General features: G+C 62.8%; 24 protein-coding genes, 1 tRNA gene, 2 pseudogenes and 1 riboswitch. Of the genes and pseudogenes, 16 read left to right on the plus strand and 11 right to left on the minus strand.

Features of this window, described 5'->3' with window-relative positions; all coding sequences use genetic code 11:
• Nucleotide 1: 1 nt before the first annotated feature.
• Together cobW and V6590_RS05450 are read right to left on the minus strand one after the other, a co-directional pair.
• Nucleotides 2–1,036, minus strand: coding sequence for a cobalamin biosynthesis protein CobW (gene cobW, locus V6590_RS05445; RefSeq protein ID WP_335420713.1), 1,035 nt, complete (start codon nt 1,034–1,036; stop codon nt 2–4).
• Nucleotides 1,033–1,431 carry a DUF1636 family protein gene (locus tag V6590_RS05450; RefSeq protein WP_335420715.1) on the minus strand — a complete coding sequence of 133 codons (399 nt, stop codon included), beginning with the start codon at nt 1,429–1,431 and terminating at the stop codon, nt 1,033–1,035. The genes cobW and V6590_RS05450 overlap by 4 nt, the downstream gene beginning before the upstream one ends.
• Before the next feature lie 80 nt (nt 1,432–1,511).
• Nucleotides 1,512–1,706, minus strand: a riboswitch (cobalamin riboswitch).
• A gap of 163 nt (nt 1,707–1,869) precedes the next feature.
• Between V6590_RS05450 and cobO the strand changes: the two genes are divergently transcribed.
• From cobO to V6590_RS05475, 5 genes and pseudogenes are all read left to right on the plus strand, one after another.
• Nucleotides 1,870–2,508 carry a cob(I)yrinic acid a,c-diamide adenosyltransferase gene (gene cobO, locus V6590_RS05455; RefSeq protein WP_335420717.1) on the plus strand — a complete coding sequence of 213 codons (639 nt, stop codon included), beginning with the start codon at nt 1,870–1,872 and terminating at the stop codon, nt 2,506–2,508.
• Between the two features lie 230 nt (nt 2,509–2,738).
• Nucleotides 2,739–4,184: a cobyric acid synthase gene (locus V6590_RS05460; RefSeq protein WP_335420719.1), complete on the plus strand. Its 1,446-nt coding sequence runs from the start codon at nt 2,739–2,741 to the stop codon at nt 4,182–4,184.
• A 52-nt stretch (nt 4,185–4,236) separates the two neighbouring features.
• On the plus strand, nt 4,237–5,259 hold the full coding sequence (locus tag V6590_RS05465) for a CobW family GTP-binding protein (protein ID WP_335420721.1): 1,023 nt from the start codon (nt 4,237–4,239) through the stop codon (nt 5,257–5,259).
• Between the two features lie 56 nt (nt 5,260–5,315).
• Nucleotides 5,316–5,391, plus strand: a tRNA-Ala gene (locus V6590_RS05470).
• A gap of 269 nt (nt 5,392–5,660) precedes the next feature.
• Nucleotides 5,661–5,798 (plus strand): annotated as a pseudogene (locus tag V6590_RS05475) (IS3 family transposase); the annotation flags it as partial.
• Nucleotides 5,799–5,814: 16 nt separating this feature from the next.
• Here the strand turns inward: V6590_RS05475 and V6590_RS05480 are convergent.
• Both V6590_RS05480 and V6590_RS05485 read right to left on the minus strand, forming a co-directional pair.
• A pseudogene (locus tag V6590_RS05480) lies at nt 5,815–5,952 on the minus strand (IS5/IS1182 family transposase); the annotation flags it as partial.
• Nucleotides 5,953–6,080: 128 nt separating this feature from the next.
• Nucleotides 6,081–6,569 carry a hypothetical protein gene (locus V6590_RS05485; protein WP_335420723.1) on the minus strand — a complete coding sequence of 163 codons (489 nt, stop codon included), beginning with the start codon at nt 6,567–6,569 and terminating at the stop codon, nt 6,081–6,083.
• 745 nt (nt 6,570–7,314) lie between these two features.
• Here V6590_RS05485 and V6590_RS05490 point away from each other — a divergent pair.
• The 4 genes from V6590_RS05490 to V6590_RS05505 all read left to right on the plus strand — a co-directional run bounded on the left by V6590_RS05490 (nt 7,315) and on the right by V6590_RS05505 (nt 11,225).
• Nucleotides 7,315–7,563, plus strand: coding sequence for a hypothetical protein (locus V6590_RS05490; RefSeq protein WP_335420724.1), 249 nt, complete (start codon nt 7,315–7,317; stop codon nt 7,561–7,563).
• Nucleotides 7,556–8,854, plus strand: a complete 1,299-nt coding sequence (locus tag V6590_RS05495; protein WP_491546694.1) for a DNA-packaging protein — start codon at nt 7,556–7,558, stop codon at nt 8,852–8,854. Before V6590_RS05490 ends, V6590_RS05495 begins: the two co-directional genes overlap by 8 nt.
• Before the next feature lie 99 nt (nt 8,855–8,953).
• On the plus strand, nt 8,954–10,057 hold the full coding sequence (locus V6590_RS05500) for a phage portal protein (RefSeq protein WP_335420726.1): 1,104 nt from the start codon (nt 8,954–8,956) through the stop codon (nt 10,055–10,057).
• A 406-nt stretch (nt 10,058–10,463) separates the two neighbouring features.
• Entirely contained in the window at nt 10,464–11,225 is a 762-nt protein-coding gene (locus tag V6590_RS05505; RefSeq protein ID WP_491546693.1) for a glycosyltransferase family 2 protein, read from the plus strand.
• An 11-nt stretch (nt 11,226–11,236) separates the two neighbouring features.
• Here V6590_RS05505 and parE read toward each other — a convergent pair whose 3' ends face one another.
• Complete coding sequence (gene parE, locus V6590_RS05510) at nt 11,237–13,192, minus strand: DNA topoisomerase IV subunit B (RefSeq protein ID WP_335420729.1); 1,956 nt, start codon at nt 13,190–13,192, stop codon at nt 11,237–11,239.
• A 126-nt stretch (nt 13,193–13,318) separates the two neighbouring features.
• Nucleotides 13,319–13,963 carry a glutathione S-transferase family protein gene (locus V6590_RS05515; RefSeq protein WP_335420731.1) on the minus strand — a complete coding sequence of 215 codons (645 nt, stop codon included), beginning with the start codon at nt 13,961–13,963 and terminating at the stop codon, nt 13,319–13,321.
• A gap of 107 nt (nt 13,964–14,070) precedes the next feature.
• On the opposite strand from V6590_RS05515, the gene V6590_RS05520 reads away from it, so the two are divergent.
• The 5 genes from V6590_RS05520 to V6590_RS05540 all read left to right on the plus strand — a co-directional run bounded on the left by V6590_RS05520 (nt 14,071) and on the right by V6590_RS05540 (nt 20,205).
• Nucleotides 14,071–15,816, plus strand: coding sequence for a bifunctional helix-turn-helix transcriptional regulator/alpha/beta hydrolase (locus V6590_RS05520; RefSeq protein WP_335420733.1), 1,746 nt, complete (start codon nt 14,071–14,073; stop codon nt 15,814–15,816).
• Between the two features lie 270 nt (nt 15,817–16,086).
• Nucleotides 16,087–17,055, plus strand: coding sequence for a polyphosphate kinase 2 (gene ppk2, locus V6590_RS05525; RefSeq protein ID WP_335420734.1), 969 nt, complete (start codon nt 16,087–16,089; stop codon nt 17,053–17,055).
• 78 nt (nt 17,056–17,133) lie between these two features.
• Complete coding sequence (locus V6590_RS05530; protein ID WP_335420737.1) at nt 17,134–17,892, plus strand: DUF1007 family protein; 759 nt, start codon at nt 17,134–17,136, stop codon at nt 17,890–17,892.
• On the plus strand, nt 17,880–18,782 hold the full coding sequence (locus V6590_RS05535; protein ID WP_335420739.1) for a nickel/cobalt transporter: 903 nt from the start codon (nt 17,880–17,882) through the stop codon (nt 18,780–18,782). Before V6590_RS05530 ends, V6590_RS05535 begins: the two co-directional genes overlap by 13 nt.
• A gap of 67 nt (nt 18,783–18,849) precedes the next feature.
• Complete coding sequence (locus tag V6590_RS05540) at nt 18,850–20,205, plus strand: MATE family efflux transporter (RefSeq protein WP_335420741.1); 1,356 nt, start codon at nt 18,850–18,852, stop codon at nt 20,203–20,205.
• A 4-nt stretch (nt 20,206–20,209) separates the two neighbouring features.
• Here V6590_RS05540 and V6590_RS05545 read toward each other — a convergent pair whose 3' ends face one another.
• Complete coding sequence (locus V6590_RS05545) at nt 20,210–20,629, minus strand: hypothetical protein (protein ID WP_335420743.1); 420 nt, start codon at nt 20,627–20,629, stop codon at nt 20,210–20,212.
• Between the two features lie 9 nt (nt 20,630–20,638).
• Nucleotides 20,639–21,841, minus strand: a complete 1,203-nt coding sequence (locus tag V6590_RS05550; protein ID WP_335420744.1) for a pyridoxal phosphate-dependent aminotransferase — start codon at nt 21,839–21,841, stop codon at nt 20,639–20,641.
• A 59-nt stretch (nt 21,842–21,900) separates the two neighbouring features.
• Between V6590_RS05550 and V6590_RS05555 the strand changes: the two genes are divergently transcribed.
• The gene (locus tag V6590_RS05555; RefSeq protein ID WP_335420746.1) at nt 21,901–22,179 is read left to right on the plus strand and encodes an FAD assembly factor SdhE; all 279 of its coding nucleotides are present in this window, start codon (nt 21,901–21,903) and stop codon (nt 22,177–22,179) included.
• 72 nt (nt 22,180–22,251) lie between these two features.
• Here the strand turns inward: V6590_RS05555 and eno are convergent, their stop codons facing one another.
• The 3 genes from eno to V6590_RS05570 form a co-directional block, all read right to left on the minus strand.
• Entirely contained in the window at nt 22,252–23,529 is a 1,278-nt protein-coding gene (gene eno, locus V6590_RS05560) for a phosphopyruvate hydratase (RefSeq protein WP_335420748.1), read from the minus strand.
• Nucleotides 23,530–23,645: 116 nt separating this feature from the next.
• The gene (locus V6590_RS05565) at nt 23,646–24,548 is read right to left on the minus strand and encodes a DMT family transporter (RefSeq protein WP_335420750.1); all 903 of its coding nucleotides are present in this window, start codon (nt 24,546–24,548) and stop codon (nt 23,646–23,648) included.
• Nucleotides 24,549–24,650: 102 nt separating this feature from the next.
• Complete coding sequence (locus tag V6590_RS05570; RefSeq protein WP_335420752.1) at nt 24,651–25,439, minus strand: DUF533 domain-containing protein; 789 nt, start codon at nt 25,437–25,439, stop codon at nt 24,651–24,653.
• A 159-nt stretch (nt 25,440–25,598) separates the two neighbouring features.
• Here V6590_RS05570 and V6590_RS05575 point away from each other — a divergent pair, with 159 nt between their 5' ends.
• Nucleotides 25,599–26,477: a DMT family transporter gene (locus V6590_RS05575; protein ID WP_335420754.1), complete on the plus strand. Its 879-nt coding sequence runs from the start codon at nt 25,599–25,601 to the stop codon at nt 26,475–26,477.
• Nucleotides 26,478–26,960: the final 483 nt, after the last annotated feature.

Raw genomic sequence — 26,960 nt, forward strand, 5'->3', positions numbered from 1 at the left:
ATCAGCCCTCCAGCACGGCGCGGATCGCCGTTTCGTTCACATGATCATGTTCGGCAATGACCACCAGCCGGGTGGCGCGCGGCGTATCGCCCCAGGGCCGGTCATATTGCGCGCGGACGCGTTCGCCCACGGCCTGCACCAGCATCCGCATCGGCTTGCCCACGACCGCGACATAGCCCTTCACGCGCAGGATATCCTGTTCGCGGGCCAGACGGCGGATGGCCTCTTGCAGCCGGTCGGGATCGGCCACTTCGGGCAGATCGATCACGACGGTATCGAAGTCGTCATGTTCGTGATCGTCATGGCCGTCATGATGGCTGGGGCGGGCGGCCAGATCATCTTCGGCTGCGGCGTTCAGACCCAGAATGACGCGCGGGTCGATCACCCCTTCGGTCATCGGCAGGATCGGCAGCTTGCGCGGGGCCTCGGCCTCGATCACCGCGCGGGCGGCGGCCAGACCGGCCTCCCCGGCCAGATCGGCCTTGGACAGCAGCACCACATCGGCGCAGGCGATCTGATCCTCGAACACTTCGGACAGCGGGGTTTCGTGATCCAGGCTGTCATCGGCGGCGCGCTGCGCATCCACCGCTGCCACATCGGGGGCAAAGCGACCTGCCGCCACGGCCTCGGCATCGGCCAGGGCCACGACACCATCAACCGTGATCTTCGACCGGATCGCCGGCCAGTCAAAGGCCTTGAGCAAGGGCTTGGGCAGGGCCAGACCCGAGGTTTCGATCAGGATGTGATCGGGGCGCAGCGGCAGGGCCATCAGGGCCTCGATCGTGGGGATGAAATCATCGGCCACGGTGCAGCAGATGCAGCCATTGGCCAGTTCGACGATGTTTTCCACCGGGCAGTTTTCATCGGCGCAGGATTTCAGGATATCGCCATCCACCCCCACGGTGCCGAATTCGTTCACCAGCACGGCCAGACGCTTGCCCTGCGGGTTCTGCATCAGATGGCGGATCAGCGTCGTCTTGCCCGCGCCCAGAAAGCCGGTGATTACGGTGACGGGGATCTTGGTCAGGTCAGTCATTCGGCGGCGTCCTTCAGGGCGGGAATGGGGTCAAGGGCGGGCAGGGGCGGGATGCGCGCAAGGCTCTGCTTGCGGAAGATTTCGGGCCGCTCGCGCCAGGGCACAAGCCCGTCGGCCGTGGCGGCATAGGCCGCCGCCCCTTGCAGAATGGCCGCAGCATGGGTTTCGGGGTCCATTCGGCCATAGACATAGGTCCATTTGTCCGGGGCGGACAAAGCGACGGCACAGCCATTGCTGCAGGCTGAGAGACATTCGACCGGCAGGATTGCCACCCCCTCGGGGAGCGGTTCGGCCAGGAGCGCGGCAAGCAGCTGCGCGCCCGGGCGCGGGCCATCAGGGGGCGCGGCCCCCTCGCGGCGGCAGGTGGTGCAGACATGCAGCAGGGCCTGTGCCATGCGTCTTCTCCCATCGGGCAGGGGCATGGCACGGCAGGGGCAAAGGCCCCGGTCGCGCAGCGGAAACACCCCGTCCGCCCGTCACTTCATTGCTGCTGGCAGGTCTCCCGGCTTGCGGAGCGGGTTTCCCCCCGGTCCCGGCCTTCCCGGCTGTACGCCAGTGGCATGGGGCCTCTCCGGTCACGGTCGCGGGGGCGGCTGCGCTTGCCCCGGATGGGGGGACGCATTCCTTCTTCGCCTGCCACAGGGCAGGAACCAGCATGACCGCCTTGTGACAGATTGGCCTTGCGAGTCAAGAACAGGCGCGGCGTCTGCAGGGGCAAGGGCGACATCCGCCGCCGCAATCGGCGCGACGCCGCCCCCGCTGCGGCAAAGGTCGGAGCCGGGCTTTCCGGCCCTGCGGCAATCGGTTAGACCTGCAGGTCAGAGGAGATGCCCATGACCGACGACGCCGCAGCCCAAAGCACCCCGCAGGATGATCTTGCCCGCCATGCCGCCAAGATGGCCAAGAAAAAGGCCGCCCGCGACAAGATCATGGCCACCAAGGAAGGCGAAAAGGGTCTTGTCATCGTTCATACCGGTGCGGGCAAGGGCAAGTCGTCCTCGGGCTTTGGCATGATCCTGCGATGCATTGCCCATGGCATGCCCTGCGCGGTCGTGCAATTCATCAAGGGGGCCTGGGATACCGGCGAACGTCGGCTGATCGAAGGAAACTTCGGTGACCTTTGCCAATTCCATGCCATGGGCGAAGGCTTCACCTGGGAAACTCAGGACAAGGCGCGTGACATTGCGGCGGCCCGGAAGGGTTGGGAAAAGGCCAAGGAACTGATCCGCGACCCGGACATCCGTTTCGTGCTGCTGGACGAGATCAACATCGCCCTGCGCTACGATTATCTGGCGGTGGACGAGGTGGTTGCCTTTCTGCGTGACGAGAAACCGCCGATGACCCATGTCTGCCTGACGGGCCGCAACGCGAAGGAAGAACTGATCGAGATTGCTGATCTGGTGACCGAGATGGCATTGGTGAAGCATCCGTTTCGGTCGGGGATCAAGGGACAGAAGGGCGTCGAGTTCTGACGCATCGCAAGGATGGGGGCTCTGCCCCCGGCGTGCTGGCGCACGACTCTACCGGGATATTTGGACCAAGATGAAGGGCACGTGGTGTTGACCGAATCCAGGCTGGGTCAGGTTGCGGTACAGGGAGGGATCCTGTTGACCGCCCAAGGTAAAGGCGCCGCGTTTCCCCCGGGAAACCGGCCCGCAGGGCGGAGGGGGCAGCGCCCCCTGATCCCGCAAGGATTTCTGCCATGCCTGCGCTGATGATCCAGGGGGCCGGGTCCAATGTCGGCAAATCCTTGCTGGTGGCCGGGCTGTGCCGGGCCGCGCGTCGGCGGGGGCTGACTGTCGCGCCGTTCAAGCCGCAGAACATGTCGAACAATGCCGCCGTTACCGCAGATGGTGGCGAGATCGGGCGCGCGCAGGCGCTGCAGGCCTTGGCATCTGGGCTTGATCCGATCACCGATATGAACCCGGTCCTGCTGAAACCCGAAAGCGAGGTCGGCGCGCAGGTGGTGGTGCAGGGGCGGCGCATTGCCACGGTGAAGGCGCGCGATTATGCGGCGCTGAAGCCGCAGCTTATGGGCGCAGTGCTGGAAAGCTTTGCGCGCCTGCGTGCGGCGCATGATCTGGTGATCGTGGAAGGGGCAGGCAGCCCGGCCGAGGTCAATCTGCGGGCGGGCGACATTGCCAATATGGGATTTGCCCGGGCGGCGGATGTGCCGGTTGTATTGGCCGGCGATATCGATCGCGGCGGGGTCATTGCGCAGATGATTGGCACCCAGGCGGTGCTTGACCCGGATGATGCTGCGATGATTTCCGGTTTTCTGATCAACAAGTTCCGCGGCGATGTTCGCCTGTTTGATGACGGCTATCGGCTGATTGCGGAACGCACGGTATGGCGCGGGTTCGGGGTGCTGCCCTTCTTTGCAGATGCTGCAAAGCTTCCGGCCGAGGATGCGCTGGATCTGCCGCGCGGGGGCGGGTCGGGCGCGTTCAAGGTGGCGGCGCTGGTCCTGTCACGCATCGCGAATTTTGATGATCTGGACCCTTTGGCACAAGAGCCGGGCGTCGCACTGACCATGGTGGCTGCGGGGCAAGCCATTCCGGGCGATACCGATCTGGTGGTCATTCCGGGCAGCAAGTCTACCCGAGGCGATCTGGCCTATCTGCGGGCACAGGGCTGGGATATCGACCTTGCCGCCCATGTGCGGCGCGGCGGGCATGTTCTGGGGATTTGTGGGGGCTATCAGATGCTGGGCCGCGTCGTGCGTGACCCCGAGGGGATCGAAGGCCCGGCGGGCGAGACGGCGGGGCTGGGCCTGCTGGAAATCGACACGACCATGACCCCTGACAAGCGTCTGACCCGCACCCGCGCGGTGCATGCGGCCAGCGGCCTGCCGGTCGAAGGCTATGAGATCCATATCGGGCGCAGCGATGGCCCGGGCCGGGCGCGGCCCTTTGCCTTTGTCGATGGAGCACCGGAGGGCGCCGTGTCGGGGGATGGGCGGATCACCGGAAGTTACCTGCACGGTCTGTTTCGCGCCGATGATTTTCGGGCGGCCTTTCTGCGGGGGCTTGGCGCGGTGTCATCGGGCCTTTCGCATTCGGCCACGGTTGAGGCGACGTTGGACGCCCTTGCCGATCACATGGAGGCGCATCTGGACGTGCCGGGCCTGCTCGCGCTGGCACGGTGATCTTGCGTCCTGCCACAGGCCCGCATAAGCCGGACCGCAAAGGAGACCTGCCATGACCCTGCGCATCCCTGTCACCATTCTGACCGGCTTTCTGGGCGCGGGGAAGACCACCTTGCTGAACCGGTTGATGACCGAACCCGGCTTCGGCGATACGGCGGTGATCGTGAATGAATTCGGTGCGGTCGATGTGGATGGCGGATTGATCGAAGGCATTGGGGATCGCGCTTTCGCCAGTTCCACCGGCTGTATCTGCTGCACTGTTTCGGGCGATGTCCGGCTGACGCTGCTGCGGCTGAAGGATGAGGCCGACAGCGGCAAGGGCCCCAAATTCAGCCGCGTGGTGATCGAAACCACCGGTCTTGCCGACCCGGCTCCGGTGCTGCAGACCTTCATGACCAATGACATCATGCTGGAGAATTTCGTGCTGAACGGTGTGGTGACGGTGGTCGATGCCGCCACCGCGCTGGAGGTGCTGGACCGGCAGGAAGAGGCGCGGCGGCAGGTGGCAGTGGCCGATCTGCTGGTGGTCAGCAAGACCGATCTGGCCGACCCGGCCCCGGTGATCGCGCGGTTGCAAGGCCTGGCCCCAAATGCCGAGGTTCTGGCCGCCCCCGACATGGCAGCCGAGCGGCTGTTTTCGATTGCGGCCTATGATCTGGCCGGCAAGCCGCCGGTGGTGGCGGAATGGCTGCGCTTTGCCGCCCGCGCCGACCATAGCGGCCATCACCACAGCCCCAACCACCATGGCGGGGGTATCACGGCCTTTTGCTTCATGGCAGATCAGCCGGTCGAAGCGGCGGTGATGGATATGGCCCTGTCGGCGCTGCAGGCGACCTACGGGCCGGATCTGCTGCGGGTGAAGGGTTTGGTGGAACTGGCCGAATGGCCGGGTCGCCCGACAGTCTTTCATGTGGTGCAGCATATCCTAAGCCCGCCGCGCCAATTGCCGGATTGGCCGGAGGGCGTGCAGGGGTCACGGCTGGTCATCATTCTGGCCGGCCCGGGGCGCAACCAGTTGGTGCCGATGATGGCCTCTTTCCTGCATGAATTCCGTCCCGTGGGGCAGGGCTGGTAGGGCCGCGTGGCGGCTTGACAATCCTGTGGCGATTCTCCAGAAATCGCGCAGGTCGCGGGGCAGTAGCTCAGTTGGGAGAGCGCGTCGTTCGCAATGACGAGGTCAGGGGTTCGATCCCCCTCTGCTCCACCATTGACCTTTGAATGCATTGGATATTTTTCTGATGTTTTTGACTTACCCGCCAAAATACCCGCAAATAATAAGCGCCTGCTTGCAGTGAGATGCGACTCGCGAGCGCTGTAAGTTCAGTTTTGCTTCGGCTGTCATGGGGTACAGTTTGGAACTCTTGCGCGCCCCATCTGCCGCTGGCGGGCATTGGGCGTCATGCTGGGCCATGCGTTGGCAAGGGCTCAATTCGGGTAGGTTGAAAGCGATGCAGCGCTCCCAAATGATCTGCGTGTCGACGTTACAACACCCGCGACGAAGCCCGTGCCGATGCCTTCGACTACATCGAACGCTTCTACAACCCGCGCAGACGGCACTCGAAACTGGGCTACCTCAGGCCCATGGAGTTCGAGGCCCGCGCTTTACTAGCTTAACCCGCTGTCCACGAAACCGGCAGCAGCTCAAAATGCCTTTCAGAACAAGACGATGGTCCGCAGGCTTGCGACCGATCGAATGACGGACTGCCCGGATGAAGCCCTCAAAGAATGCCCATTCGTCGTCCGACATCAGGTTTCGTGCCAAGGTCACCTCCCACGTAGAGATGATCTTGAATCACAGCCGACCGCGGAGGGGAATCCGTTTTGTCAACACTGCCTAAAGCCGACCAAATAAAACCCAAGTCTAAAAGACAGCAGAAATCAAGATGCAAAGTTATGTTAATTATGGATCGGCAACTCTTGGTCCGGTAAACTACCTCCAACAAAGTTTCGCTTCGCGGTGAAACTCGATCCGGTTGGGATGTTACTCAAAACAACCTTTTCAAGCTCAAGGTAGAAATCACTCACACTCTCTTCGAATGGTTTATCCGGAGATACTGGAAGAAAAACTCCCCTCACTTCGCGAATGAATACCTTCAAGTCGCCAACGGGAGGCGCGAAGATGTCAATACTCGCCAATCTGTTCTTGCCTTCGAAATTGCACTTTGTATGAAATCTCTCTTTCGAATAAACTCCGCAGGATGCACCGATTTCTTCTACCGATCCGATTATACCCTTGGAAACCCGCATGCGAATTTCGATTGAATTTTCGGCGTTGATCAGGAAATAGCTGTATGCCGTCTCCGGTGCGCAGGCCGCAAGGATCGCTGAAGAAGCGATACAGATACAGAAATGGCTGATATTCTTTTTCAAAATGGAAATGCTCATCAAAGCCTCCTCCCAGCCAGCAATGTTGGATACTGTACTGAGTGTTGTTGCACAAGTCCACAGTTTGCCGATTTACTCGCCGAATCCAGCATCAATGTGGCAGGCCATATTCCAGTCGAACATTTTATCGCCTTGCAGGAGGTGTAGGTTTATTTTAATTTATGCGAACAGTTTTGACCTTCATATTCCCGGAAAAATCAGTCAGTTGTGAACCAGTCCATAGATGACTGCTCGATCTTTTCTGTCGTTTCGCGATCTTCCTTATGGATACATTTGGATGGGATGCGGCGGGTTCGGGTGCTGTTTTTGCTGCATGGGTGATCGTGCAAGATCACTTGCCTGAATGCCCGTTGGACGAGCTACCCTGTCTCTTTGGAAGCTGACCGCGCATCAGAATGTGCGTGGAAGGCGCATGGAAATGACTGGATCGCAAGCGCAGCGAGAGGTGACTACCTTCTTGCGCGGAATCTGGTGTTGCGTCGCGGGTGGTAGTTGCGCGCGGTGCGTTAACATATTGAAAATACAAAATTATTTGACATTGCGGGCGCTGTCGTGTAGAGATTTGCCATGCTGGAAGAAATGGGCGAGCGACGGATCGGGGGGACCCGGGCGCTCGCTTTTTTCATTTCACTCGTGCGGGGGCATGAGAGCAGGCGGCAGCAGTATGGGAATGGAATTTCTTGGGGGAGACGCCGGGCCTGAAGCTTTGCTGAAGGCAACGGAAAGCATGTATCGGGAAGTAGCGATGGAACTGGCCGCGGCCACCGAAAAGGTGCGGCGGGGCGAGTTCGGAGAGGCCAAGACCGCCATGCAGGCGGTCAGGGATCTGCGCGCTGCATTCCAGTTGGTGATGGAAGAAAGGAACCGCGTTGACAAACTCCGCAAGCAGGTTGCCGGGGTCGCAAGTGGCGCCGGAGAACTGGATTTCGCGGCAGCCCGGTCTGAAATCGGGCGCCGCCTGGCTCGCCTCCGTGACGCAGGCCCAGGTGGATGAGTTTCTGGGAGGGCTGAGCAATGCGGCCTTGATCGCCTTGCCGTGGATGTTCGAATTCTGGGCGCTGCCCCACCAACTGCCACCCGAAGGGGCCTGGAAGACCTGGGTCATCATGGGGGGGCGTGGTGCGGGCAAGACGCGGGCCGGGGCGGAGTGGATCCGTTCCATGGTGGAAGGGGCGCGACCCTCTGACCCCGGCCAGGCGCGGCGCGTGGCGCTGGTGGGCGAAACGCAGGATCAGGTGCGCGAGGTGATGATCTTTGGAGAAAGCGGGATCATGGCCTGTTCGCCCCCCGACCGCAGGCCGGTCTGGGAAGCAACGCGCAAGCGGCTGGTCTGGCCCAATGGGGCGGTGGCACAGGTGATTTCGGCGCATGAGCCGGAAAGCCTGCGCGGACCGCAATTCGATGCGGCCTGGGCGGATGAACTGGCCAAGTGGAAGCGGGCGGAAGAAACCTGGGACCAGCTGCAATTCGCGCTGCGTCTGGGTGACCATCCGCAGCAGGTGGTGACAACGACGCCGAAGAATGTGGCGGTGCTGAAGGCGATCCTGAACAATCCCAGCAGCGTGGTGACCCATGCCCCGACCGATGCCAACCGCGCCTATCTGGCCGCGAGTTTTCTGGAAGAGGTGCGAACGCGCTATGGCGGCACGCGCGCCGGGCGGCAGGAATTGGACGGTGTGCTGATCGAGGATGCCGAGGGGGCGCTGTGGACCACGGGGCTGCTGGAGCGCGGCCGGGTGGATCGCGCGCCGGTGCTGAGCCGGGTGGTGGTGGCGGTGGACCCGCCTGTCACCGGGCATGGCGGATCGGATGATTGTGGAATCGTTGTCGTTGGCGCTGTGACCGAAGGGCCGCCCCAGGATTGGAGGGCCTATGTGCTGGAGGATGCCACTGTGCAGGGTGCCTCGCCCGACGCCTGGGCGCGCGCGGCGATTGCGGCGATGGAGCGGCATGGGGCAGATCGGCTGGTGGCCGAGGTCAACCAGGGCGGCGATCTGGTGCAGGCGGTGATCCGGCAGGTCGATCCATTGGTCAGCTTCAAGGCGGTCCGGGCCAGCAAGGGCAAGGCCGCACGGGCCGAGCCGGTGGCCGCATTGTATGAACAAGGGCGCGTCAGCCATTTGCGTGGGCTGGAGCGGCTGGAGGATCAGATGTGCCGGATGACCGCGCGGGGCTATGAGGGCAGGGGATCGCCTGATCGCGTGGATGCCCTGGTCTGGGCGCTGACGGCACTGATGATCGACCCGGCACAGGCCTATCGGCGCCCGCAGGTGCGGCTGCTTTAGGCCGACTGTCCTGAATGGACACAGAAGATGCGAGCGCGGTCGCCCCTGAAACAAGGGGAGACCGGCAGAGGGCGGTTTGCCCGGAGCAAGGAGAACGGCATGGTGTTTGATTTTCTGCGGCGGGCCGAAAAGGCGGCGCCGGAGCAAAAAGCCTCGGCCACCGGGCGTGTGGTGGCCTTTGGGACATCCGGCCGAACGGTCTGGAGTGCGCGCGATACGCTGAGCCTGACGAAGAATGGCTTTCAGGGCAATCCGGTCGGGTTTCGCGTGGTCAAGCTGATTTCCGAGACGGCGGCGGCACTGCCGCTGGTGCTGCAAGACGCCGCGCGGCGCTATGAGACACATCCGGTGCTGGACCTGATCCGCCGCCCCAATCCGGCGCAGGGACGGGCCGATCTGTTCGAGGCGATCTATGCCCAGCTTTTGCTGAGCGGGAATGCCTATCTTGAGGCAGTGCCGGGGATCGATGCAGTGCCGGGCGAATTGCACCTGCTGCGCAGCGATCGCATGAGCCTTGTTCCGGGGCCGGATGGTTGGCCGGTGGCCTATGATTACACGGTGGGCGGCCGCAGGCATCGCTTTGACATGACAGGGCCGGTGCAGCCGGTTTGCCACATTCGCAGCTATCACCCGCAGGATGACCATTACGGCCTGTCGCCCCTGCAAGCGGCGGCGGTGGCGCTGGATGTGCATTCGGCAGCAAGCGCCTGGTCCAAAGCGCTGCTGGACAATGCGGCGCGGCCTTCGGGGGCGATCATCTACAAGGGCCCGGATGGGCAGGCCACCCTGTCGGCGGATCAATATGATCGGCTGGTCAGCGAGATCGAGGCCAATCACCAGGGCGCGCGCAATGCGGGGCGGCCCATGCTTCTGGAAGGCGGCCTGGACTGGAAGCCGATGGGGTTCAGCCCAAGCGACATGGAATTCCAGAAGACCAAGGAAGCTGCGGCACGGGAGATTGCCATTGCCTTCGGGGTGCCGCCGATGCTGATCGGCATCCCGGGCGACGCGACCTATGCCAATTATCAGGAGGCGAACCGGGCCTTCTACCGGCTGACGGTGCTGCCATTGGTCGGCAAGGTGACGGCGGCGATTTCGCATTGGCTGCCGGAGATCAGCTCGCGGATGGTGTCGCGGGAGGGTTTGAATTCCGTGTCGCGCAGTTGTCCGCCAGTTTTGGTGTCGGCCCGGAAAGGGGGCTGACGGTTTCCCTGCCGATCCAGGCTTGATGCCATAGACTTGCCTGCGCCCATGGCCGCCAATGTGCGGCCATGGGCCTTTTGTTTTTCTGGCGGTTGGTGGTGTTTCCTGCGAATGAAGCATTGTCCGGGCAGTCGGCTGAGATGCAGAAATGCGCGACCGACCCCTGTGGAAAGTGAGAGCATGGATGCGCGCAACAGTCATCGCCTCAATGCGGAACGAGGGCCCGTTCATTGTGGAATGGGTGTGCTGGTACAGGCTGCTTGGCTTTTCCGATCTGGTTGTGGTGACAAATGATTGTACCGACCATTCGCCACAGTTGCTGGATGCTTTGCAACGGGCGGGTTGGCTTGTGCATATGCGGTGCGATGTTCCCGCGGGCGGAAAGGTCGTGGCAGAAAAGCTCCGCATGGCCCGAAAGACCCCGCAGGTACGACGCGCCGATTGGGTTCTGGTCTGCGATGTGGATGAGTTTCTTGTCGTGCATGACGGGCAGGGCAAGCTGCCTGATCTGTTGGGGCCCAACCCTGATTTTCTGGCGATGGCGATCAACTGGCGGGTCTTCGGCACTGGCGGACAGACCAAATGGCAGGACGGGTTCACCCATCGTCAGTTCACACAGGCAGGTCCGACGGCTCACTGGATATCCAGTTGGATCAAGATGATTCACCGCAATCCGACGGGGTTTCGGGCGTTGGGGGAACATGGGCCGCGCCAAGCTGACCCCGCGCTTGCCGATCATGCCTCTTGCGAGGCCTTGCTAGTCAATTCCGATCTGGTTCCCGTACCGGGATGGCCGGACGGTCCATACTTGCGTCAGCTGCCGGCCCATCTGGTCACCCATCGGCGGGCACAAATGAACCACTACATGCTGAGGTCCGAAGAAAGCTGGGCGCTGAAACGCGGAACGCCCTCTGCTGTTCAGGGCGCTGACCGGTATAATGATCGGTACTACCGATCCACGAACCGCAATGAATTGACCGATCAGTCCGCCCTTCGGCATCAGGCAGAATTCGACGCGCTTTTTGCGACAGCGATGTCACAGCCCGAGGTTGCGCGGCTGCATCACCTGTGTTGTGCCGATTATGTCACCCGTCTCGCGCTCAAGGCCGGGCGCAATCCGCAGGATGATCCGCGCCTGTCACATCACCTGGCAGCCGCGGCCCGTTGAAGGCAGTCTGATCATACGTCGAGTTCTTCGACGAAGCGGGCATTTTCCTGGATATATTGAAAACGAAGCTCCGGCTTCTTGCCCATCAGCCGTTCGACCAGATCGGCGGTTTCGCCCGGTTCATCCTCATCGATGCTGACGCGGATCAGGTGCCGGGTGGCCGGGTTCATCGTGGTATCCTTCAGGTCCTTGGCATCCATCTCGCCCAGACCCTTGAACCGCTGCACATCGATCTTTCCCTTGCCGCCCAGCCCCTTGGCCAGCCAGAGCTCCTTTTCCTCGTCATTTGCCACATACATCCGCCGCGCGCCCTGCGTCAGACGGTATAGCGGCGGGCAGGCCAGATAGAGGTGCCCCTTGTCGATCAGCGGGCGCATCTGGGTGTAGAAGAAGGTCATCAGCAGACTGGCGATATGGGCACCGTCCACATCGGCATCGGTCATGATGATGATCTTGTCATAGCGAAGGTCATCAACATTGAACTTGGTGCCCATGCCAACGCCAAGTGCCTCACAAATATCCCTGATCTCGGCATTGTCGCCCAGCTTGCTGGAGGCTGCACCCAGCACGTTCAGGATCTTGCCCTTCAGCGGCATGATCGCCTGAGTTTCTCGGTCGCGCGCGCCCTTGGCACTGCCCCCGGCTGAATCGCCTTCGACCAGAAACAGCTCCGTTCCTTCTCGGTTCTTGGCGCTGCAATCGGTCAGCTTGCCGGGAAGGCGCAACCGTTTGGTGGCGGATTTGCGTTGGGTTTCCTTTTCCTGCCTCCGCCGCAAGCGTTCTTCGGCGCGCAGCACCAGAAAATCCAGAATGGCCCCGGCTGATTTGGTGTTATTGGCCAGCCAGGTATCGAAATGGTCGCGCACAGCGCCTTCGACATAGCGGTTGGCTTCATCCGTTGCCAACCGGTCCTTGGTCTGGCCCACGAATTGCGGTTCACGGATGAAGACCGAAATCAGCGCACATCCCCCAGCCAGCATGTCATCGCGGGTGATAAGCTCGGCCTTTCGGTTCTTCACCAGATCGCCATAGGCGCGGATGCCCTTCAGGATCGCCGACCAGAAGCCGCTTTCATGGGTACCGCCCTCAGGTGTGGGCACGGTATTGCAATAACTCTGGATGAATCCGTCCCGCGCAGGGGTCCAGTTGATGGCCCATTCGACCGACCCGGGCACCCCGAACTTTTCCTGAAATCCAACCTTTCCGGCAAAGGGCTTGTCGGCATAGGTCGTGGTCTTTTCCAGCGTGTCGCTCAGGTAATCGGCCAGACCGCCGGGGAAATGGAAGGTTGCCTCAAGCGGTGTTTCGCCATCATTGACGGCCGTTTTCCAGCGGATTTCCACGCCCGAGAACAGATAGGCTTTCGACCGCACCATCTTGAGCAGACGGGCAGGTTTCAGCTGCAGAGATCCGAAAATCTCGGCATCCGGGTGGAACAGCACCGTCGTCCCGCGCCGGTTCGGGGCAGGGCCCACCTTTTCCACCGGGCCCTGGGGAATGCCGCGCGAAAAGCTTTGCCGGAACAATTCCTTGTTGCGCGCAACTTCCACAACCATCCGGTCAGAGAGCGCATTCACCACCGACGCACCAACCCCGTGCAGGCCGCCGGATGTTTCATAGGCCTTGCCGTTGAATTTTCCCCCCGCATGCAGCGTGCAGAGAATGACCTCCAGCGCCGATTTACCGGGAAACTTGGGGTGCGGATCCACCGGGATGCCACGGCCATTGTCGCGGATCGTCACCGAATGATCGGCATGCAGTTCAACCTCGATCCGGGTGGCATGGCCGGCCACCGCTTCGTCCATCGAATTGTCCAGCACCTCGGCCACCAGATGGTGCAGGGCGCGTTCATCGGTGCCGCCTATATACATGCCGGGGCGCTTGCGCACCGGCTCCAGCCCTTCCAGCACCTCGATAGAGGAGGCGTCATAGGTCTGTTCAGCGCCGGAAAGCAGGTCAGAGGCCATGGATGCTCGATTCTTGTAATTGGGCTTCGGGGGCGGATTAGACCATCCACCGCCCCATGGCGCAAGGGCGGCGGCTACAACCGCTTGGGGTGATGACGTGCAGCTGGTCTAGGGCCGGTGGGCCGCTCAGGCCGGTTCAGCCATCCGCCCTGCCCACATCGCCTGAAAGGCCGGGCGCGCATGGCACCGTTCCAGCCATGCCGAAAGGGTGGGGTGCGCCTGCATCAGCGGAGCATGGCCCTGCGCATAGCGCACACATTCCGCCACCATGATATCGGCAACGCTGAACCGGTCGAGCAGCCAGTCGCGCCCCGTCAGATGTGCTTCCAGCCGGGCGAAAGGACGCATCAGCTTGCCGGCTTCGGCAAGAATGGTGGCCTTGCCCGCGTCACTTGCTGCATCTGCGTAAAGAATTTCAATGGCAGGGCCTTCGATCATGGCCAATGCAAACAGTGCCCATTGTTCCATCAAGGCCTGTTCGGCAAGGTTTGTCGGGCCGACCACCCCGCCATAGGCCCGCGCAATGTGCAGGCAGATCGCAAGGCTTTCGGTCAGCACCAGATCGCCATCTGTCAGGGCCGGAATCTGGCCCAGCGGATTGACGGCCAGAAAGCTGGGCGACCGGGTGTTATCCGGTGCATCCGCTGCATCAGGGTCCGCCAGACGATAGGCCTGAATCACCGGGCGATGGGCAAACTCCATCCCGATTTCCGTCAGCAACCACAGCGGCCGCGACGCACGCGAACGATAGCATCCATACAGGGTCAGCACGGCGATTCTCCGGGATATGTGCGAGTTATCAACAAAGTTGCGCGGGTTCTTGCGCACAGTCAGCCGAATCCTTGCCGCAACGGCAGCGCTGCGGCAAGGATTCGCGCATGAACACCGCATCTCATACGACCGGCAGCGCGCAGATTGCCGATGGCGACCAGAAGGCCGAGATCGTCGATCGGCTTTATGAAGTTGCGCTTGATCCGATCCGGCTGGAGGAATTGCTGGAGGTCTGGGAAGGCCGCGCCGCCGCGTTGCGGGTCGGATCACTGGATCAGGCGGTGCAGCTGGATGATCCCGAACTGGATACCCATGTCAGCCGGGCGCGCATCTTTCTGGATCGGTATGAGGCGACGCGGGCAGAGGGTGGCTATCGTGTCTTGCTGGATGACATTCAGCGCACGGCGGCGCTGATCACCGATGGCGGACCGCTGATTACGGCTTGCAACCGGGCGGCCATGGCGGCCTTCGGGGTGGCCGAAGGCGGGCCGTTGAAGGCGCTGCCTTTCGAACCCGAAGATGTGGAGGTGCTGCGCGGCGTGATCCGCAAGGTCGTGTCGGGTCGGGCTGAAAAGGTGGCTTCCTTGCGGATTCGTTCCACACAGACCGGCAGCCCGGTGATCCTGCGGGTCAGCCGGATCGAGGATGAACCCCTGGCGCTGGTGCTTTCGACCGAACTGTATTGGCCAGAGGATTTCAGCCAGACGGTGCAAGAGGCCTTTGGCCTGACCGGGGCCGAGGTGGAAATCGTGCGTGGCATCACGCTTGGTCTGCCGTTGAAACAGATCGCCGAACAGCGCGGCCGTTCGATTGAAACGGTTCGTACGCAGGCACGATCCATTCTGGCCAAGACCGAAACCCATAGCCAGTCAGAGCTGGTGCGGGTGGTCATCGGGTTGATGGATGTCTCTTTGCTGCCATCGTATGGCGCGGCCCCGATGGTTGCGGCGGGCAGCCTTCAGCCCATCGAGACGCAGAGCCTGCGCGGGCGTGACGGGCGTCGGCTGGACTGGATCGAATTTGGCAGCCCGACAGGCCGTCCGGTTCTGTTCATGCATCTGGATTACGGGCTGATCCGTTGGCCAGCCGAAGCCGAACGTCAGGCCCGTTTGCGTAGGCTGCGTGTGATTGTGCCGGTCCGTGCGGGCTATGGCCGCACGGCGGCCCATCCCAAGGGCCGCGATCACACCCAGGGCTGCGCCGAAGATTACGCCGCAGTGCTCGATCATCTTGGGGTGGCGCGGGTTGCGATCATCACCATGGGGGCGGATCTGCGGTTTGCCCTGGCATTGGCCAATATGCACCCCGGGCTGGTGACCGGCATCATCGGTTGCGCGGCACAGCTGCCCCTGCGCAGTGCCGTGCAATATGAACGCATGGACAAATGGCAGCGCTTCATTCTGGCCAATGCCCGGTATGCGCCCAAGGTTCTGCCCTTTCTGGTGCAGGCGGGGTTCAGCCTTGCGCGCAAGCTGGGCAAGGAAAAGTTTCTCGCCCAGGTGAATGGCGGCTCGCCCGCCGATATGGAAACCTTTGCCGATCCGCAGGTGCGCGAGGCGGTTCTGTTGGGGTCGGAAACCTGTCTTGGCGAAAAAACTTCGGCGCATGAGGCGTTTACCCGCGAATGTATCAGCAGCGAACGTGATTGGTCGGCCCTGATCCATGCCTGCCAGGTGCCGGTTGTGCTGCTGCAGGGCGATCAGGACCCGCAGACGCCGGTTCAGACCATCCGCGAACTGATGTCGGAATATCCTGCGCTGCGGGTGGAATTCCTGCCCCATACCGGGCAGTTGCTGTTTTTCAAGGAATGGCGGCTGGTTCTGCAGCGGTTGCACGAATTCCTGCCGGAATAACCCGGCCTACCACAAATGGGGTATGCGACTCTGACCCTGCGGGCGTTACCACAAACACATTACCAAAGCATGTTTCCAGCATTTCGAGATCAGCATTTCCTTTTACCCCAAGCGGGGCGGCAGATCTGGGGTCTGCCGCCCCGTCTCCATTCTTCTAGGGCTATTCAGGGGCATTTCCTGCAATCCTGCCCCGGGTTTGATACGGATCAAGGCGTGAATGACAGATTTGTGACATGGCATTTCCCGTAAATTGTAACGGGGAGATACCGCATGGAAGACAACGCGCCGATTCTGGCCGCGACCGAGGTCAAGGCCGCCGAACCCGCCCCGGCCCAGCCCGAGGCCTTTCATCCCGCCGGCCCGCGCCAGTTTCCAAAGGCCGATCCCGATGCCATCCGCGAGGCCTTTGAATCCGGTCGTTACCCCTATGCCCGGCTGATGGGCACCAAGGCCTATGAAGCCGAAAAGGCACTGTTGCAGGCCGAATTGCTCAAGGTCCAGATCTGGGCGCAGGAAACCGGCCAGAAATTCGTGATCCTGATGGAAGGGCGCGATGCGGCAGGCAAGGGCGGCACCATCAAGCGGTTCATGGAACATCTCAATCCGCGCTATGCCCGGGTCGTGGCGCTGACCAAGCCCGGCGAAAAGGAAAAGGGCGAATGGTTCTTCCAGCGCTATATCCAGCACCTGCCCACGGCGGGCGAGATCGTGTTCTATGATCGCAGCTGGTACAACCGCGCCGGGGTGGAACGCGTGATGGGCTTCTGCAGCCCGTCGGAATATCTGGAATTCATGCGTCAGGCCCCGGAACTGGAACGCATGCTCGTCCGGTCTGGGATCCGGCTTTACAAATACTGGTTCTCGGTCACCCGCGAAGAACAGCGCGCCCGGTTTCTGGCGCGTGAAACCGACCCTTTGAAGATGTGGAAACTGTCGCCCATCGACAAGGCCAGCCTCGACAAATGGGATGATTATACCGAGGCGAAAGAGGCGATGTTCTTCTACACCGATACGGCGGATGCGCCCTGGACCATCGTGAAATCGAATGACAAGAAGCGCGCCCGGCTGAACTGCATGCGGCATTTCCTGTCCAGCCTCGATTATCCCAACAAGGATCATGCGGTGATCGGCACCCCTGATCCGCTGATCGTGGGGCGGGCCAGCCAGGTGATCGGCGGGCATGGCCATATCCTTGATACGGCGCTGCCGCCAGATTTCCGCAAGGCAGAGAAGCGCTGATCCCCCCGAACGGGCGCGCTGCCCGCTTGCATCCAGGCGGGCAGCGTGCATTCTTCTGCGCGGAATTCGGGGGCGCGGATGATCGGTTTCAATAGGGTGACTGGGGCAGGGAGCCGCCATGCGTTCTCGACGCATTATCCTATTATTTCAAGTAATTGCGAGAAAAACCTGAGAAGCGTATTCGCGGCTTGTCTTCTGGCTCTGCCGTTTTGCGCCGCTCTGACAGCCCAGTCGGCGCAGGCCCATCCCCATGTCTGGGTCGATGCCGGGATCGAGGTGATCTTCGATGCGGATGGGCGGGCATCGGCGCTGCGCATCCGCTGGACCTATGACGAATTCTATTCGCTGGTGCTGGTCGAGGAGCGCGGGCAGGACGCCGATCATGACGGAACGGCCACCGCTGCCGAAAATGCCGCCCTGTCAGGGTTTGACATGAACTGGCATGCCGATTTTGCGGGCGATACCTACCTGCTTGCCGGGGGGCAGCCTGTCGCCCTGTCGCGCCCCGAAAGCTGGACAGCCGACTATCGTGACGGGCGGCTGACCTCTACCCATGTCCGGCGGATTGATCCGCCGCTGGACCCGCTGCAGGGGCTGCAGGTGCAGGTCTATGATCCGGGGTTTTACACCGCCTATACCATCGCCTTTGCTCCCGTCTTTACCCCCGCTTTGCCCAAAGGGTGCAGCGCGCAGGTGCTGGAACCCGATCGCAGCGCCGCCGATCAACAATTGCTGGATGCGCTGGCCGAATATGGGGCCGATGAAAATCTTGAGGCTGATTTCCCCGCCATCGGCGCCAGCTTTTCCGAAGAGGTCAAGATCACATGCGCTCCGTAACCCTTGCCGGTCTGGCGATTGGCGTGCTGGGGCTGGTTCTGTGGCTGACAGGCGGGTTTGCCTCCTTGCAGGTCTGGGCCGAACTGGCCGGGCGCGCGGTGCAGCGCGATCTGGCGGGGGCCGTGCGGGCAATTGCCAGCGGCAACCCCGGGGCGGTGGCCGGATTGCTGGGCCTCTGCTTTGCCTATGGGTTTCTGCATGCCGCCGGGCCCGGACATGGCAAGATGCTGATCGGGGCCTTTGGCGTTGCGCGGCGGGTGCCGATGGCCCGGCTTGTGGTGCTGGCCCTGCTGTCCAGCCTGGCACAGGCCACGGTGGCGGTGGCGGTGGTCTATGCGCTGGTGCTGGGGGCGGGCTGGGCCCGCACGAAGGTCGAAGGGGTGGCAGAGACGGTCTTCCTGCCCTTCAGCCATGCGATGATTGCAGCCATCGGTCTTTGGTTGGTCTGGCGCGGCTGGCAGGGGCTTCGTCGCCAGACGGCACCACAACCGCAGGCACACCATGACCACCACCACCACGAACATGACGAGGATTGCGGCTGCGGCCATGCCCATGCGCCAAGCCTTGATCAAGTCGCCGCAGTGACCGGTTGGCGCGATGCGGCGGCGCTGATTGCCGCTGTGGCCTTGCGGCCCTGTTCGGGGGCGCTGTTTCTGCTGGTGGTCAGTTGGCAAATGGGCATTGCCGCCGCCGGTGTCGCGGGGGCCTATGCCATGGGGCTGGGCACGGCCCTTGTGACGATCGCCGTAGCTGTCATGGCCGTCTGGTCGCGCGAAGGGGCGCTAAGCCTTGTTCCTGCACAACTGGCCCGGGCTGTGCCGCTAATCGAATTCTGTGTCGGGGCGCTGATCGCGCTTGTGGCGGGGCAGATGCTGCTGGCGGCGCTCTGATCCGGGGCGGATTGTACCAATATTTGTGCGCCTTGCTGCGGATTTGACCCGTTGGTAGAGTTTCACGATGTCCGCCATGCTTTCCCCCGCCCAGCATATCCGCGCCACCCTTGCGCTTGGCCTGCCAATCGTCGGCAGTCAGGTGGCACAGATGATGCTGCATGTCACCGATACCATCATCATGGGCTGGTATGGGGTGTCAGAACTGGCTTCGGTCGTGCTGGGCAGTTCGTTCTTCTTCGTGCTCTTCGTGCTTGGCGCAGGCTGTGCCCAGGCGGTGATGCCGATTGTTGCGCAGGCCATGGGCCGGGGCGATGAAACCGATGTGCGCCGCGCGACGCGGATGGGGCTTTGGCTGTCCATCGCCTTCGGGATTGTGGTCTATCCGCTGTTCTGGTGGTCAGGGCCGATCCTGCTGGCCCTGGGGCAGACGCCCGAGGTCGCGGCCCTGTCGGGCGATTTCCTGTGGATCGCGGGGTTCGGTCTGATCCCGGCCCTGCTGGTGACCACGCTGCGCGGCTATCTCGCCGCGCTGGAGCGCACACAGGTCGTGCTGTGGGTCACTGTTGCGGCGGTCTTTGTGAACTCTGGGGCCTGCTATGCGCTGGTATTCGGTCGCTGGGGCATGCCGGAACTGGGGGTCGAGGGCGCGGCCCTGGCGTCGCTTCTTGTGCAGATTTTCACCTTCCTTCTGCTGGCCGCCTATGCGGCGCTGCTGCCCGAATTGCGGCGCTTTCATCTGTTTCAGCGGTTCTGGCGTGCCGATTGGCATGCGATGGGGCAGGTGTTCCGGCTGGGTTGGCCCATCGGGCTGACCAGCCTTGCCGAAACCGGGCTGTTTCAGGCGGTGGCGCTGATGATGGGCTGGATCGGCACGGTCGAACTGGCGGCGCATGGCATTGCCATGCAGATCACCGCGCTTGGCTTCATGCTGCATCTGGGCCTGTCCAACGCCACCACGGTGCGCAGCGGCCGTTTCGCCGGATCGGCGGAATGGGCTGATCTGCGGCTTGGCGGGCTGGTGGCCATTGCTGTCTCTGCCGCCATCGGTCTGCTGCAGGTGGCGATCTATCTGATCTGGCCGGAACCGATCATCGGCCTGTTCATCGACCGCACCGCGCCCGAGGCCGCGCAGATCATGACCTTTGGCACCACGCTGCTGGCGCTGGCTGCGGCCTTTCAGATGGTCGATGCGGCGCAGGTCATGGCGCTTGGCCTGTTGCGTGGGGTGCAGGATACAAGGGTGCCGATGTGGATGGCCGCACTCAGCTATTGGGGCGTCGGCATCCCGGTATCCTGGTGGCTGGCCTTTCGGGCGGGATTTGGCGGGGCCGGGCTCTGGATCGGGCTGGTGGTCGGGTTGACCCTGGCCGCAAGCCTGCTGATGTGGCGGTTCTGGGCCCGGGTGCCGCGCGGGGCCTGAACCTTTATTCGTCCTCGGCGGCTGCCGCTTTCAGCAGACGTTCCGCCTTCTTGCGCACCAGCACGCTGCGCAGATCATGCATGGCCAGCAACAGCGCATCCGTCACCTCGTCCAGCTGCGCCTCGGAGGCCTTGGATTGCACCCATTGCGTGGTGGTGTTCAGGTAATCGACCGCCCGGTGAATGTCGTCAATATCCCGCCGGGCCAGAACCGACACCCGCTTGGCCATCCAGTCGCGGATGACCTGCAGGTCTTCCGGCGACAATTGGGTATCACCATGCGGTTTGATATTGCCGTTCTTCACATTGACGGTGGCGATTTCGTCCATGTCGATACGGCGCTGCCGGTTCTCGGTATCGACCCGGAACACGACAGCCCCGTTTTCACGGATGCGAAAGTAATAGTCCGGCAGATCGCCCGCCATGTCTGCCCCTTATTTCAATCCGTCGCAGAAGCTCTTGATCCGGCGGCAGGCTTCGGCCAGCGCCGCATCCGAAGTAGCGTAGCTGACCCGGAAATTCGGCGAAAGGCCAAAGGCCGCGCCAAAGACCACGGCAACGCCGGTTTCGTCCAGCAGCGCGCTGGCGAAGGCTTCGTCATTCTCGATCTTCACACCGCCCGCGCTGGTCTTGCCGATACAGCCGGAGATATCGGGATAGACGTAGAAGGCGCCTTCGGGCGTGGGGCAGGTGATGCCGGGGCAGGTGTTCAGCATCGAGACCACCAGATCGCGGCGGCGCTGGAACAGGGCCTTGTTGGTGGTCAGGAACTCTTGCGGGCCGGTAAGCCCTTCCAGCGCGGCATATTGGCTGACCGAACAGGGGTTCGAGGTCGATTGCGACTGGATGGTGCCCATGGCCTTGATCAGATGCACCGGGCCACCGGCATAGCCGATGCGCCAGCCGGTCATGGCATAGGATTTCGACACGCCATTGGTGGTCAGCGTGCGGTCGTAAAGCTTCGGCTCCACCTCTGCGGGGGTGCAGAATTTGAAATCGTCAAAGACGAGGTGTTCATACATGTCATCCGACAGAATCCAGACCTGCGGATGGCGCAGCAGCACATCGGTCAGCGCCTTCAGCTCGTCCCAGGTATAGCCCGCGCCGGTGGGGTTGGAGGGGCTGTTGAAGATGAACCATTTGGTGCGCGGCGTGATCGCGGCCTCAAGCTGATCCGGCGTGATCTTGAAGCGGTTTTCCAGCGTGCCCACCACCTCCACCGGGGTGCCGCCCGCCAGCACCACCATATCGGGATAGCTGACCCAATAGGGCGCCGGAATGATGACCTCATCGCCCGGATTGCAGGTGGCCATCAGCGCATTGTAGAGAATCTGCTTGCCCCCGGTGCCCACGGTGATCTGGTTCGGCGCATAGGTCAGGCCGTTTTCCTTGAGGAATTTCGCGCAGATCGCCTTTTTCAGCTCGGGGATGCCATCGACGGCGGTGTACTTGGTCTTACCCTCGTCAATCGCGCGTTTGGCGGCATCCTTGATGTTCTGCGGCGTGTCGAAATCCGGCTCGCCCGCGCCAAGGCCGATCACATCGCGCCCGGCCGCCTTCAGCTCCTGCGCCTTGGTGGTGACGGCAATGGTCGGCGAGGGTTTGACACGGGCAAGCGTATCGGACAGGAAGGCCATGGAACACTCCGGCAAAAGATGTGGCAATGTCTTAGGCCGGGCGCGCAAAGGGGGCAACCATGGAAACGCAAGAGGCACGTCTGAAACGCCTGCGGATGCGCAGCTGGCGGCGCGGAACCAAGGAAATGGATCTGGTGCTTGGCCCCTATGCCGATGCGCATCTGGACGGCATGTCGGACGCCCGGCTGACGCTCTATGACGCGCTGCTGAACGAGAATGACACGGATCTTTTGCCCTGGGTTCTGGGGCAGACCCCAGCCCCTGACCATCTGGCGGCCCTGATCCACGAAATCGGCGGCTTCGCCCGCAGTCGGCTTGCCGCGCCGCGCGGCGAATAACCGCGCAAGGCCCGGCCCCGAACGCAAACGGGCGCCCGATGGGGCGCCCGTCTTTGAACATCGGGGAAGGGATCAGCCCTTCAGGATGCTGCGGCCCGCGAATTCGGCCACTTCGCCCAGCAGTTCTTCGATACGGATCAGCTGGTTGTATTTCGCCAACCGGTCCGAACGGGCCAGCGAGCCGGTCTTGATCTGACCGCAATTGGTGGCCACGGCCAGATCGGCGATGGTGGCATCCTCGGTCTCGCCCGAACGGTGTGACATGACGTTGGTGTAGCGGGCGCGGTGGGCCATATCCACGGCTTGCAGCGTTTCGGTCAGCGAGCCGATCTGGTTCACCTTCACCAGCATCGAATTGGCGCAACCGGCGGCAATGCCTTCGGCCAGACGGCGCGGGTTGGTCACGAACAGGTCGTCGCCCACCAGCTGCACCTTGTTGCCCAGACGATCGGTCAGCGCCTTCCAGCCTGCCCAGTCATCCTCGGCCATGCCGTCTTCGATCGAGATGATCGGGTAATCGGCGCACAGCTTGGCCAGATATTCGACATTCTCTTCCGAAGAGAGCGACAGGCCTTCGCCCTTCATCTCATACTTGCCGCCCTTGAAATATTCGGTCGAGGCGCAATCGAGGGCCAGATAGATGTCTTCGCCGGGCTTGTAGCCCGCTTTCTCGATGGATTTCAGGATGAAATCCAGCGCCACGCGGGTCGAGGACAGGTTGGGGGCAAAGCCGCCCTCATCCCCGATCCCGGTCGAAAGACCGGCCGCCGACAGTTCCTTCTTCAGGGTGTGGAACACTTCCGACCCCATCCGCACCGCTTCCTTGATGTTGGAAGCCGCCACCGGCATGATCATGAATTCCTGAATGTCGATCGGGTTGTCGGCATGTTCGCCGCCATTGATGATGTTCATCATCGGCACGGGCAGAACGCGGGCAGAAGTGCCGCCAACATAGCGATAGAGCGGCTGGCCGGTGAACTCGGCAGCGGCCTTGGCCACGGCAAGCGAAACGCCGAGGATGGCATTGGCGCCCAGACGCGATTTGTTGGGCGTGCCGTCCATTTCGATCATGGTGCGGTCGATGCCGACCTGCTCGGTCGCGTCAAAGCCGATCAGCTCTTCGGCGATTTCGCCGTTCACGGCGGCCACGGCCTCCAGCACGCCCTTGCCCATGTAGCGGGACTTGTCGCCATCGCGGCGCTCCACCGCCTCATGCGCGCCGGTCGAGGCGCCCGAGGGCACGGCGGCGCGGCCCATGGCGCCGCTTTCCAGCGTCACTTCCACTTCAACCGTGGGATTGCCGCGGCTGTCGAGGATTTCGCGGGCGTGAATGTCGATGATCGTGCTCATGGGGGTGTTCCTCATTAGGGAAGCATGCTCTCGCCCGCGTCTCTAGCCAAGCCGGGCGGGCATGAAAAGCGTCTATCCCGGGTGGTAGCGCTGCAAGGGCAAGAAAATGTGACGGATCAGGCGATCTGCCGCCTGCGCAGGCGTTCACGCGCAAAGGTATAAAGCCCCGATCCGATGATCAACGCAGCGCCGATCAAGGTGGGCAGGTCGGGACGTTCGGCAAAGACCAGCATCCCCACCATCATCGCAAAGACCAGACGTGCATAGCGGAACGGGGTGATGACCGAGACTTCGCCGAGCCGCGTGGCCTGGGTGATCGCCCAATAGGCGCTGATCCCGAAGAACAGCGCCCCGCCGATATGGCCCATCTGCGGCAGGCTGGGCAGTTGCGCCCCGCCTGATACGCCCAGCATCAATGCCCCCAGCAGCGCGACAGCGGCAAAGCCCCAGGCTGCGATCTGGGTGGTGGAAATGCGCGGCGGGATGCGCCTTGTGGCAATGTCGCGGACCGACAGCCCGATCACCGCCAGCACGGACCAGAGCGAGGCCAGTTCAAACCCCTCCAGCCCGGGCCGGATGATGATGAGAACGCCGAAAAAACCGACCGTGATCGCGGTCCAGCGCCGCCAGCCGACCTGTTCCCCCAGAAACAGCGCCGCGCCCAGCGTCACCGCCAGGGGCGTGGCCTGAAAGATCGCCGTGGCCGAGGTCAGCGGGGTCAGCGCCAATGCGGTGATGAAGCCGAAGGTGCCCACCATCTCGCCCAGATTGCGCCAGATGACGGCGGGGTGCCAGAGGTCAGGGTCGATCACTCGACGGCCGTCGGCCCGCGCCATCAGGCCAAAGACCGGCGTGCCGATCACGCCCAGCATCAGCAGGATCTGCCCGGTCGGCAATCCGGCGGCGGCCCATTTGATGAACATGTCCTCCAGCGCGAACCCGGCCATAGCGGCGACCATCAGCAGGATGCCGCGCAGATTGTCTTTCGCGCCTGCCGTTTCAGTGCCCGTGCCCGCCATATCCACCCCCGTTCGTTCCGGGGACAGGGATAGGCGAAAGCCCGGGGGGCCACCAGCGCCAAACGCCGCGCGGCCTTGCCCCCCGGCCCGTGAGCCTGCCGGTCAGCCGTAGATGCGGGCTGCCCCGGCCTGATCGTGCAGGCGGTTCACCTCATCGGGCGTCAGGTCCAGCGCCTGTGCCAGCCCGTGCAGGTACTGCGCCTCGTTGCGGTTATCCAGATCGATGGCCGACAGCGACACCATATAGACCTGTTCTTCCATTCCCTGCGGCACCTGCCGCGCCAGCCCGTCAATATCCAGCGGGGCCGACAGTTCGGCATTGACGAAATCCAGTTCGGCCTGATCCGCGCCATCCAGCGCCTGCATCAGCTTCTGCTTTTCGGCCTCGTCCAGCGCGCCATCACATTTCGCGGCCTGAATCATCGCGCGCAGCATCAGTGCCGCAGCCAGTTCCTGATCGCGGCTGGGTTGGGCGGGTGTGCCGCCCTGCAGCGCGTCAGTTAGCATGCCACCCAGGCCGCCCGCCGCAGCGCCGCCCCCCAGCAGACCGCCCAGCATATCGGCCAGATTGCCGCCCCCGGCACCGCCCAGCATCGCCTCAAGCCCCGAGGGCGCATTCTGTCGGCTGCGGCTGCGCGAAGCAGTGCCGCCACCCGTAAGGCCGTCCAGCAGCCCGCCCAGACCGCCCGCAGAAGCGCCCTTGCCGCCGCCCAGCATCCCGCCCAACTGGCCCAGCAGATCGCCCGCGCCGCCAATCTGTGTGCCGCGCCCCGCCGAACGGGTCGCGCCAGTTTGCCCCATTCCGGGCAGGCCATTCTTTGCAAGATGGCTGACCCCCTTGGCGACCGCCACGCCGATGGCCACCTTGGCCAGGGTTTTCACTAGACTCATCACACTTCCCCTGTTTGCTGTCCGCATTCCGGGACAGACCCGCCGCCAGAGTGCCGCCGCCCCCCGGGGCCAACAATGGGAATTTCGCCGCCCACGCCGCAGATTGCGCTTTGTTGCCGATTGATGCCACATGCGGCGCAAGGCAAGGGGGGCGGGAACATGCGCAAGGAAGCACTGGATGGGGTCGGCCTGTCGGCCCTGCTGGGGGTGACGCTGCTGCTCGCCTTCAACCAGGTCATCGTGAAGATCACCAATCAGGGCCTGCAGCCGGTGTTCTTTGCCGGGGCGCGGTCGGCGCTGGCGGTGGTCTTTGTCTGGGGCTGGATGGTGGCGCGGGGCCGCGCGCCGCGCTATACCCCCGGCACGCTGGGCGCGGGCCTGTTGATGGGCACCATCTTTGCGGCGGAATTCCTGTGCCTTTTCATGGCGCTGGATCTGACCACGATCAGCCGCGCCGCGATCATCTTCTATTCCATGCCGGTCTGGATGGCGATTGCCGCGCATTTTGGCCTGCCCGGAGAACGCATCACACCGATCCGCGCGCTTGGCCTGACGGCGGCCTTTGCGGGCACGGCCTGGGCCATTCTGGATCGTTCAGGCGGGCAGGGGCAGGGCAGTCTTGCGGGCGATCTTTATGCGCTTGGTGGCGCGCTCGGCTGGGCGGGAACCGCCTTCATCGCCCGCCGCCCGACCATGGCCAAGGTAGGCCCCGAGATGCAGCTCCTGTGGATGGTTGCCGTTTCCGCCCCGATCCTGCTGCTGGCTGCACCCGCCTTTGGCCCGCTGATCCGCGAGGTGGAGCCGATGCACTGGGTCTGGCTGGTGTTTCAGGCCAGCGTGGTGGTGGCGGGTGGCTTCATCACATGGCTTTGGCTGCTCGGGCGCTATCCGGCGGCGACGGTGGCCAGTTTTTCGTTCCTTACCCCGATTTTCAGCCTGATCCTGGGCTGGGCCTTCATGGGGGAAACGCTCAGCCCGGCCATTCTTGGGGCTGCGATGCTGGTGGCGGCGGGAATCATTCTCATCAATCGGCGCTGACGTTGCGGCAGGGGGGCGGGTTGTGGCGCTTGCGCTGCGCCCGGCAGAATTCCGCCCTGTGGATGGATGTCTGGAAAAGCCCTTGGCCGGGTCGCGGACACGGGCCTTTTCCACATCCCGGCGTCGGGCAAGAACCCGGTGGAAACCAGCCGAATGGCAGGGGTTTCATCCACAGCGCGAGCGGTTTTCCCCGGCTTGTCCACAGGTCGGGGGGCGGGGCCCTGAATCAAAGCTTAACGCAGCATTGTGTGAGTAACGCTTCCGTCAACACAAAATCTGTGGGCATCTGTGAAATTTCCGTGTTGATCGGTGGCGGAATTTCCGACAATTTGACAGCGCGCCGGGGCGTGACACCATATCTTGTGTCTGCAGGAGCAGCGACCGCAGCAGTGAACCGGGCACGATCCTGTCGTGCAACCCGCCTTGTTTGGGGCGGGAACGGAGTTTTGTGCGCGCTGTTGTCGCTGGTTGGCGCGAGACGAG

The organism is Gemmobacter denitrificans (genome assembly GCF_036964905.1).
In the GTDB taxonomy this organism is placed as follows: domain Bacteria; phylum Pseudomonadota; class Alphaproteobacteria; order Rhodobacterales; family Rhodobacteraceae; genus Gemmobacter; species Gemmobacter denitrificans.

What these genes read in the sequence shown, in the direction of transcription:
- cobW (WP_335420713.1), bottom strand. Translation starts at nt 1,036, where the DNA reads ATGACTGACCTGACCAAGATCCCCGTCACCGTAATCACCGGCTTTCTG.
- V6590_RS05450 (WP_335420715.1), bottom strand. Translation starts at nt 1,431, where the DNA reads ATGGCACAGGCCCTGCTGCATGTCTGCACCACCTGCCGCCGCGAGGGG.
- cobO (WP_335420717.1), top strand. Translation starts at nt 1,870, where the DNA reads ATGACCGACGACGCCGCAGCCCAAAGCACCCCGCAGGATGATCTTGCC.
- V6590_RS05460 (WP_335420719.1), top strand. Translation starts at nt 2,739, where the DNA reads ATGCCTGCGCTGATGATCCAGGGGGCCGGGTCCAATGTCGGCAAATCC.
- V6590_RS05465 (WP_335420721.1), top strand. Translation starts at nt 4,237, where the DNA reads ATGACCCTGCGCATCCCTGTCACCATTCTGACCGGCTTTCTGGGCGCG.
- V6590_RS05485 (WP_335420723.1), bottom strand. Translation starts at nt 6,569, where the DNA reads ATGAGCATTTCCATTTTGAAAAAGAATATCAGCCATTTCTGTATCTGT.
- V6590_RS05490 (WP_335420724.1), top strand. Translation starts at nt 7,315, where the DNA reads ATGGAACTGGCCGCGGCCACCGAAAAGGTGCGGCGGGGCGAGTTCGGA.
- V6590_RS05500 (WP_335420726.1), top strand. Translation starts at nt 8,954, where the DNA reads ATGGTGTTTGATTTTCTGCGGCGGGCCGAAAAGGCGGCGCCGGAGCAA.
- V6590_RS05505 (WP_491546693.1), top strand. Translation starts at nt 10,464, where the DNA reads ATGGCCCGAAAGACCCCGCAGGTACGACGCGCCGATTGGGTTCTGGTC.
- parE (WP_335420729.1), bottom strand. Translation starts at nt 13,192, where the DNA reads ATGGCCTCTGACCTGCTTTCCGGCGCTGAACAGACCTATGACGCCTCC.
- V6590_RS05520 (WP_335420733.1), top strand. Translation starts at nt 14,071, where the DNA reads ATGAACACCGCATCTCATACGACCGGCAGCGCGCAGATTGCCGATGGC.
- ppk2 (WP_335420734.1), top strand. Translation starts at nt 16,087, where the DNA reads ATGGAAGACAACGCGCCGATTCTGGCCGCGACCGAGGTCAAGGCCGCC.
- V6590_RS05530 (WP_335420737.1), top strand. Translation starts at nt 17,134, where the DNA reads ATGATCGGTTTCAATAGGGTGACTGGGGCAGGGAGCCGCCATGCGTTC.
- V6590_RS05535 (WP_335420739.1), top strand. Translation starts at nt 17,880, where the DNA reads ATGCGCTCCGTAACCCTTGCCGGTCTGGCGATTGGCGTGCTGGGGCTG.
- V6590_RS05540 (WP_335420741.1), top strand. Translation starts at nt 18,850, where the DNA reads ATGTCCGCCATGCTTTCCCCCGCCCAGCATATCCGCGCCACCCTTGCG.
- V6590_RS05545 (WP_335420743.1), bottom strand. Translation starts at nt 20,629, where the DNA reads ATGGCGGGCGATCTGCCGGACTATTACTTTCGCATCCGTGAAAACGGG.
- V6590_RS05550 (WP_335420744.1), bottom strand. Translation starts at nt 21,841, where the DNA reads ATGGCCTTCCTGTCCGATACGCTTGCCCGTGTCAAACCCTCGCCGACC.
- V6590_RS05555 (WP_335420746.1), top strand. Translation starts at nt 21,901, where the DNA reads ATGGAAACGCAAGAGGCACGTCTGAAACGCCTGCGGATGCGCAGCTGG.
- eno (WP_335420748.1), bottom strand. Translation starts at nt 23,529, where the DNA reads ATGAGCACGATCATCGACATTCACGCCCGCGAAATCCTCGACAGCCGC.
- V6590_RS05565 (WP_335420750.1), bottom strand. Translation starts at nt 24,548, where the DNA reads ATGGCGGGCACGGGCACTGAAACGGCAGGCGCGAAAGACAATCTGCGC.
- V6590_RS05570 (WP_335420752.1), bottom strand. Translation starts at nt 25,439, where the DNA reads ATGAGTCTAGTGAAAACCCTGGCCAAGGTGGCCATCGGCGTGGCGGTC.
- V6590_RS05575 (WP_335420754.1), top strand. Translation starts at nt 25,599, where the DNA reads ATGCGCAAGGAAGCACTGGATGGGGTCGGCCTGTCGGCCCTGCTGGGG.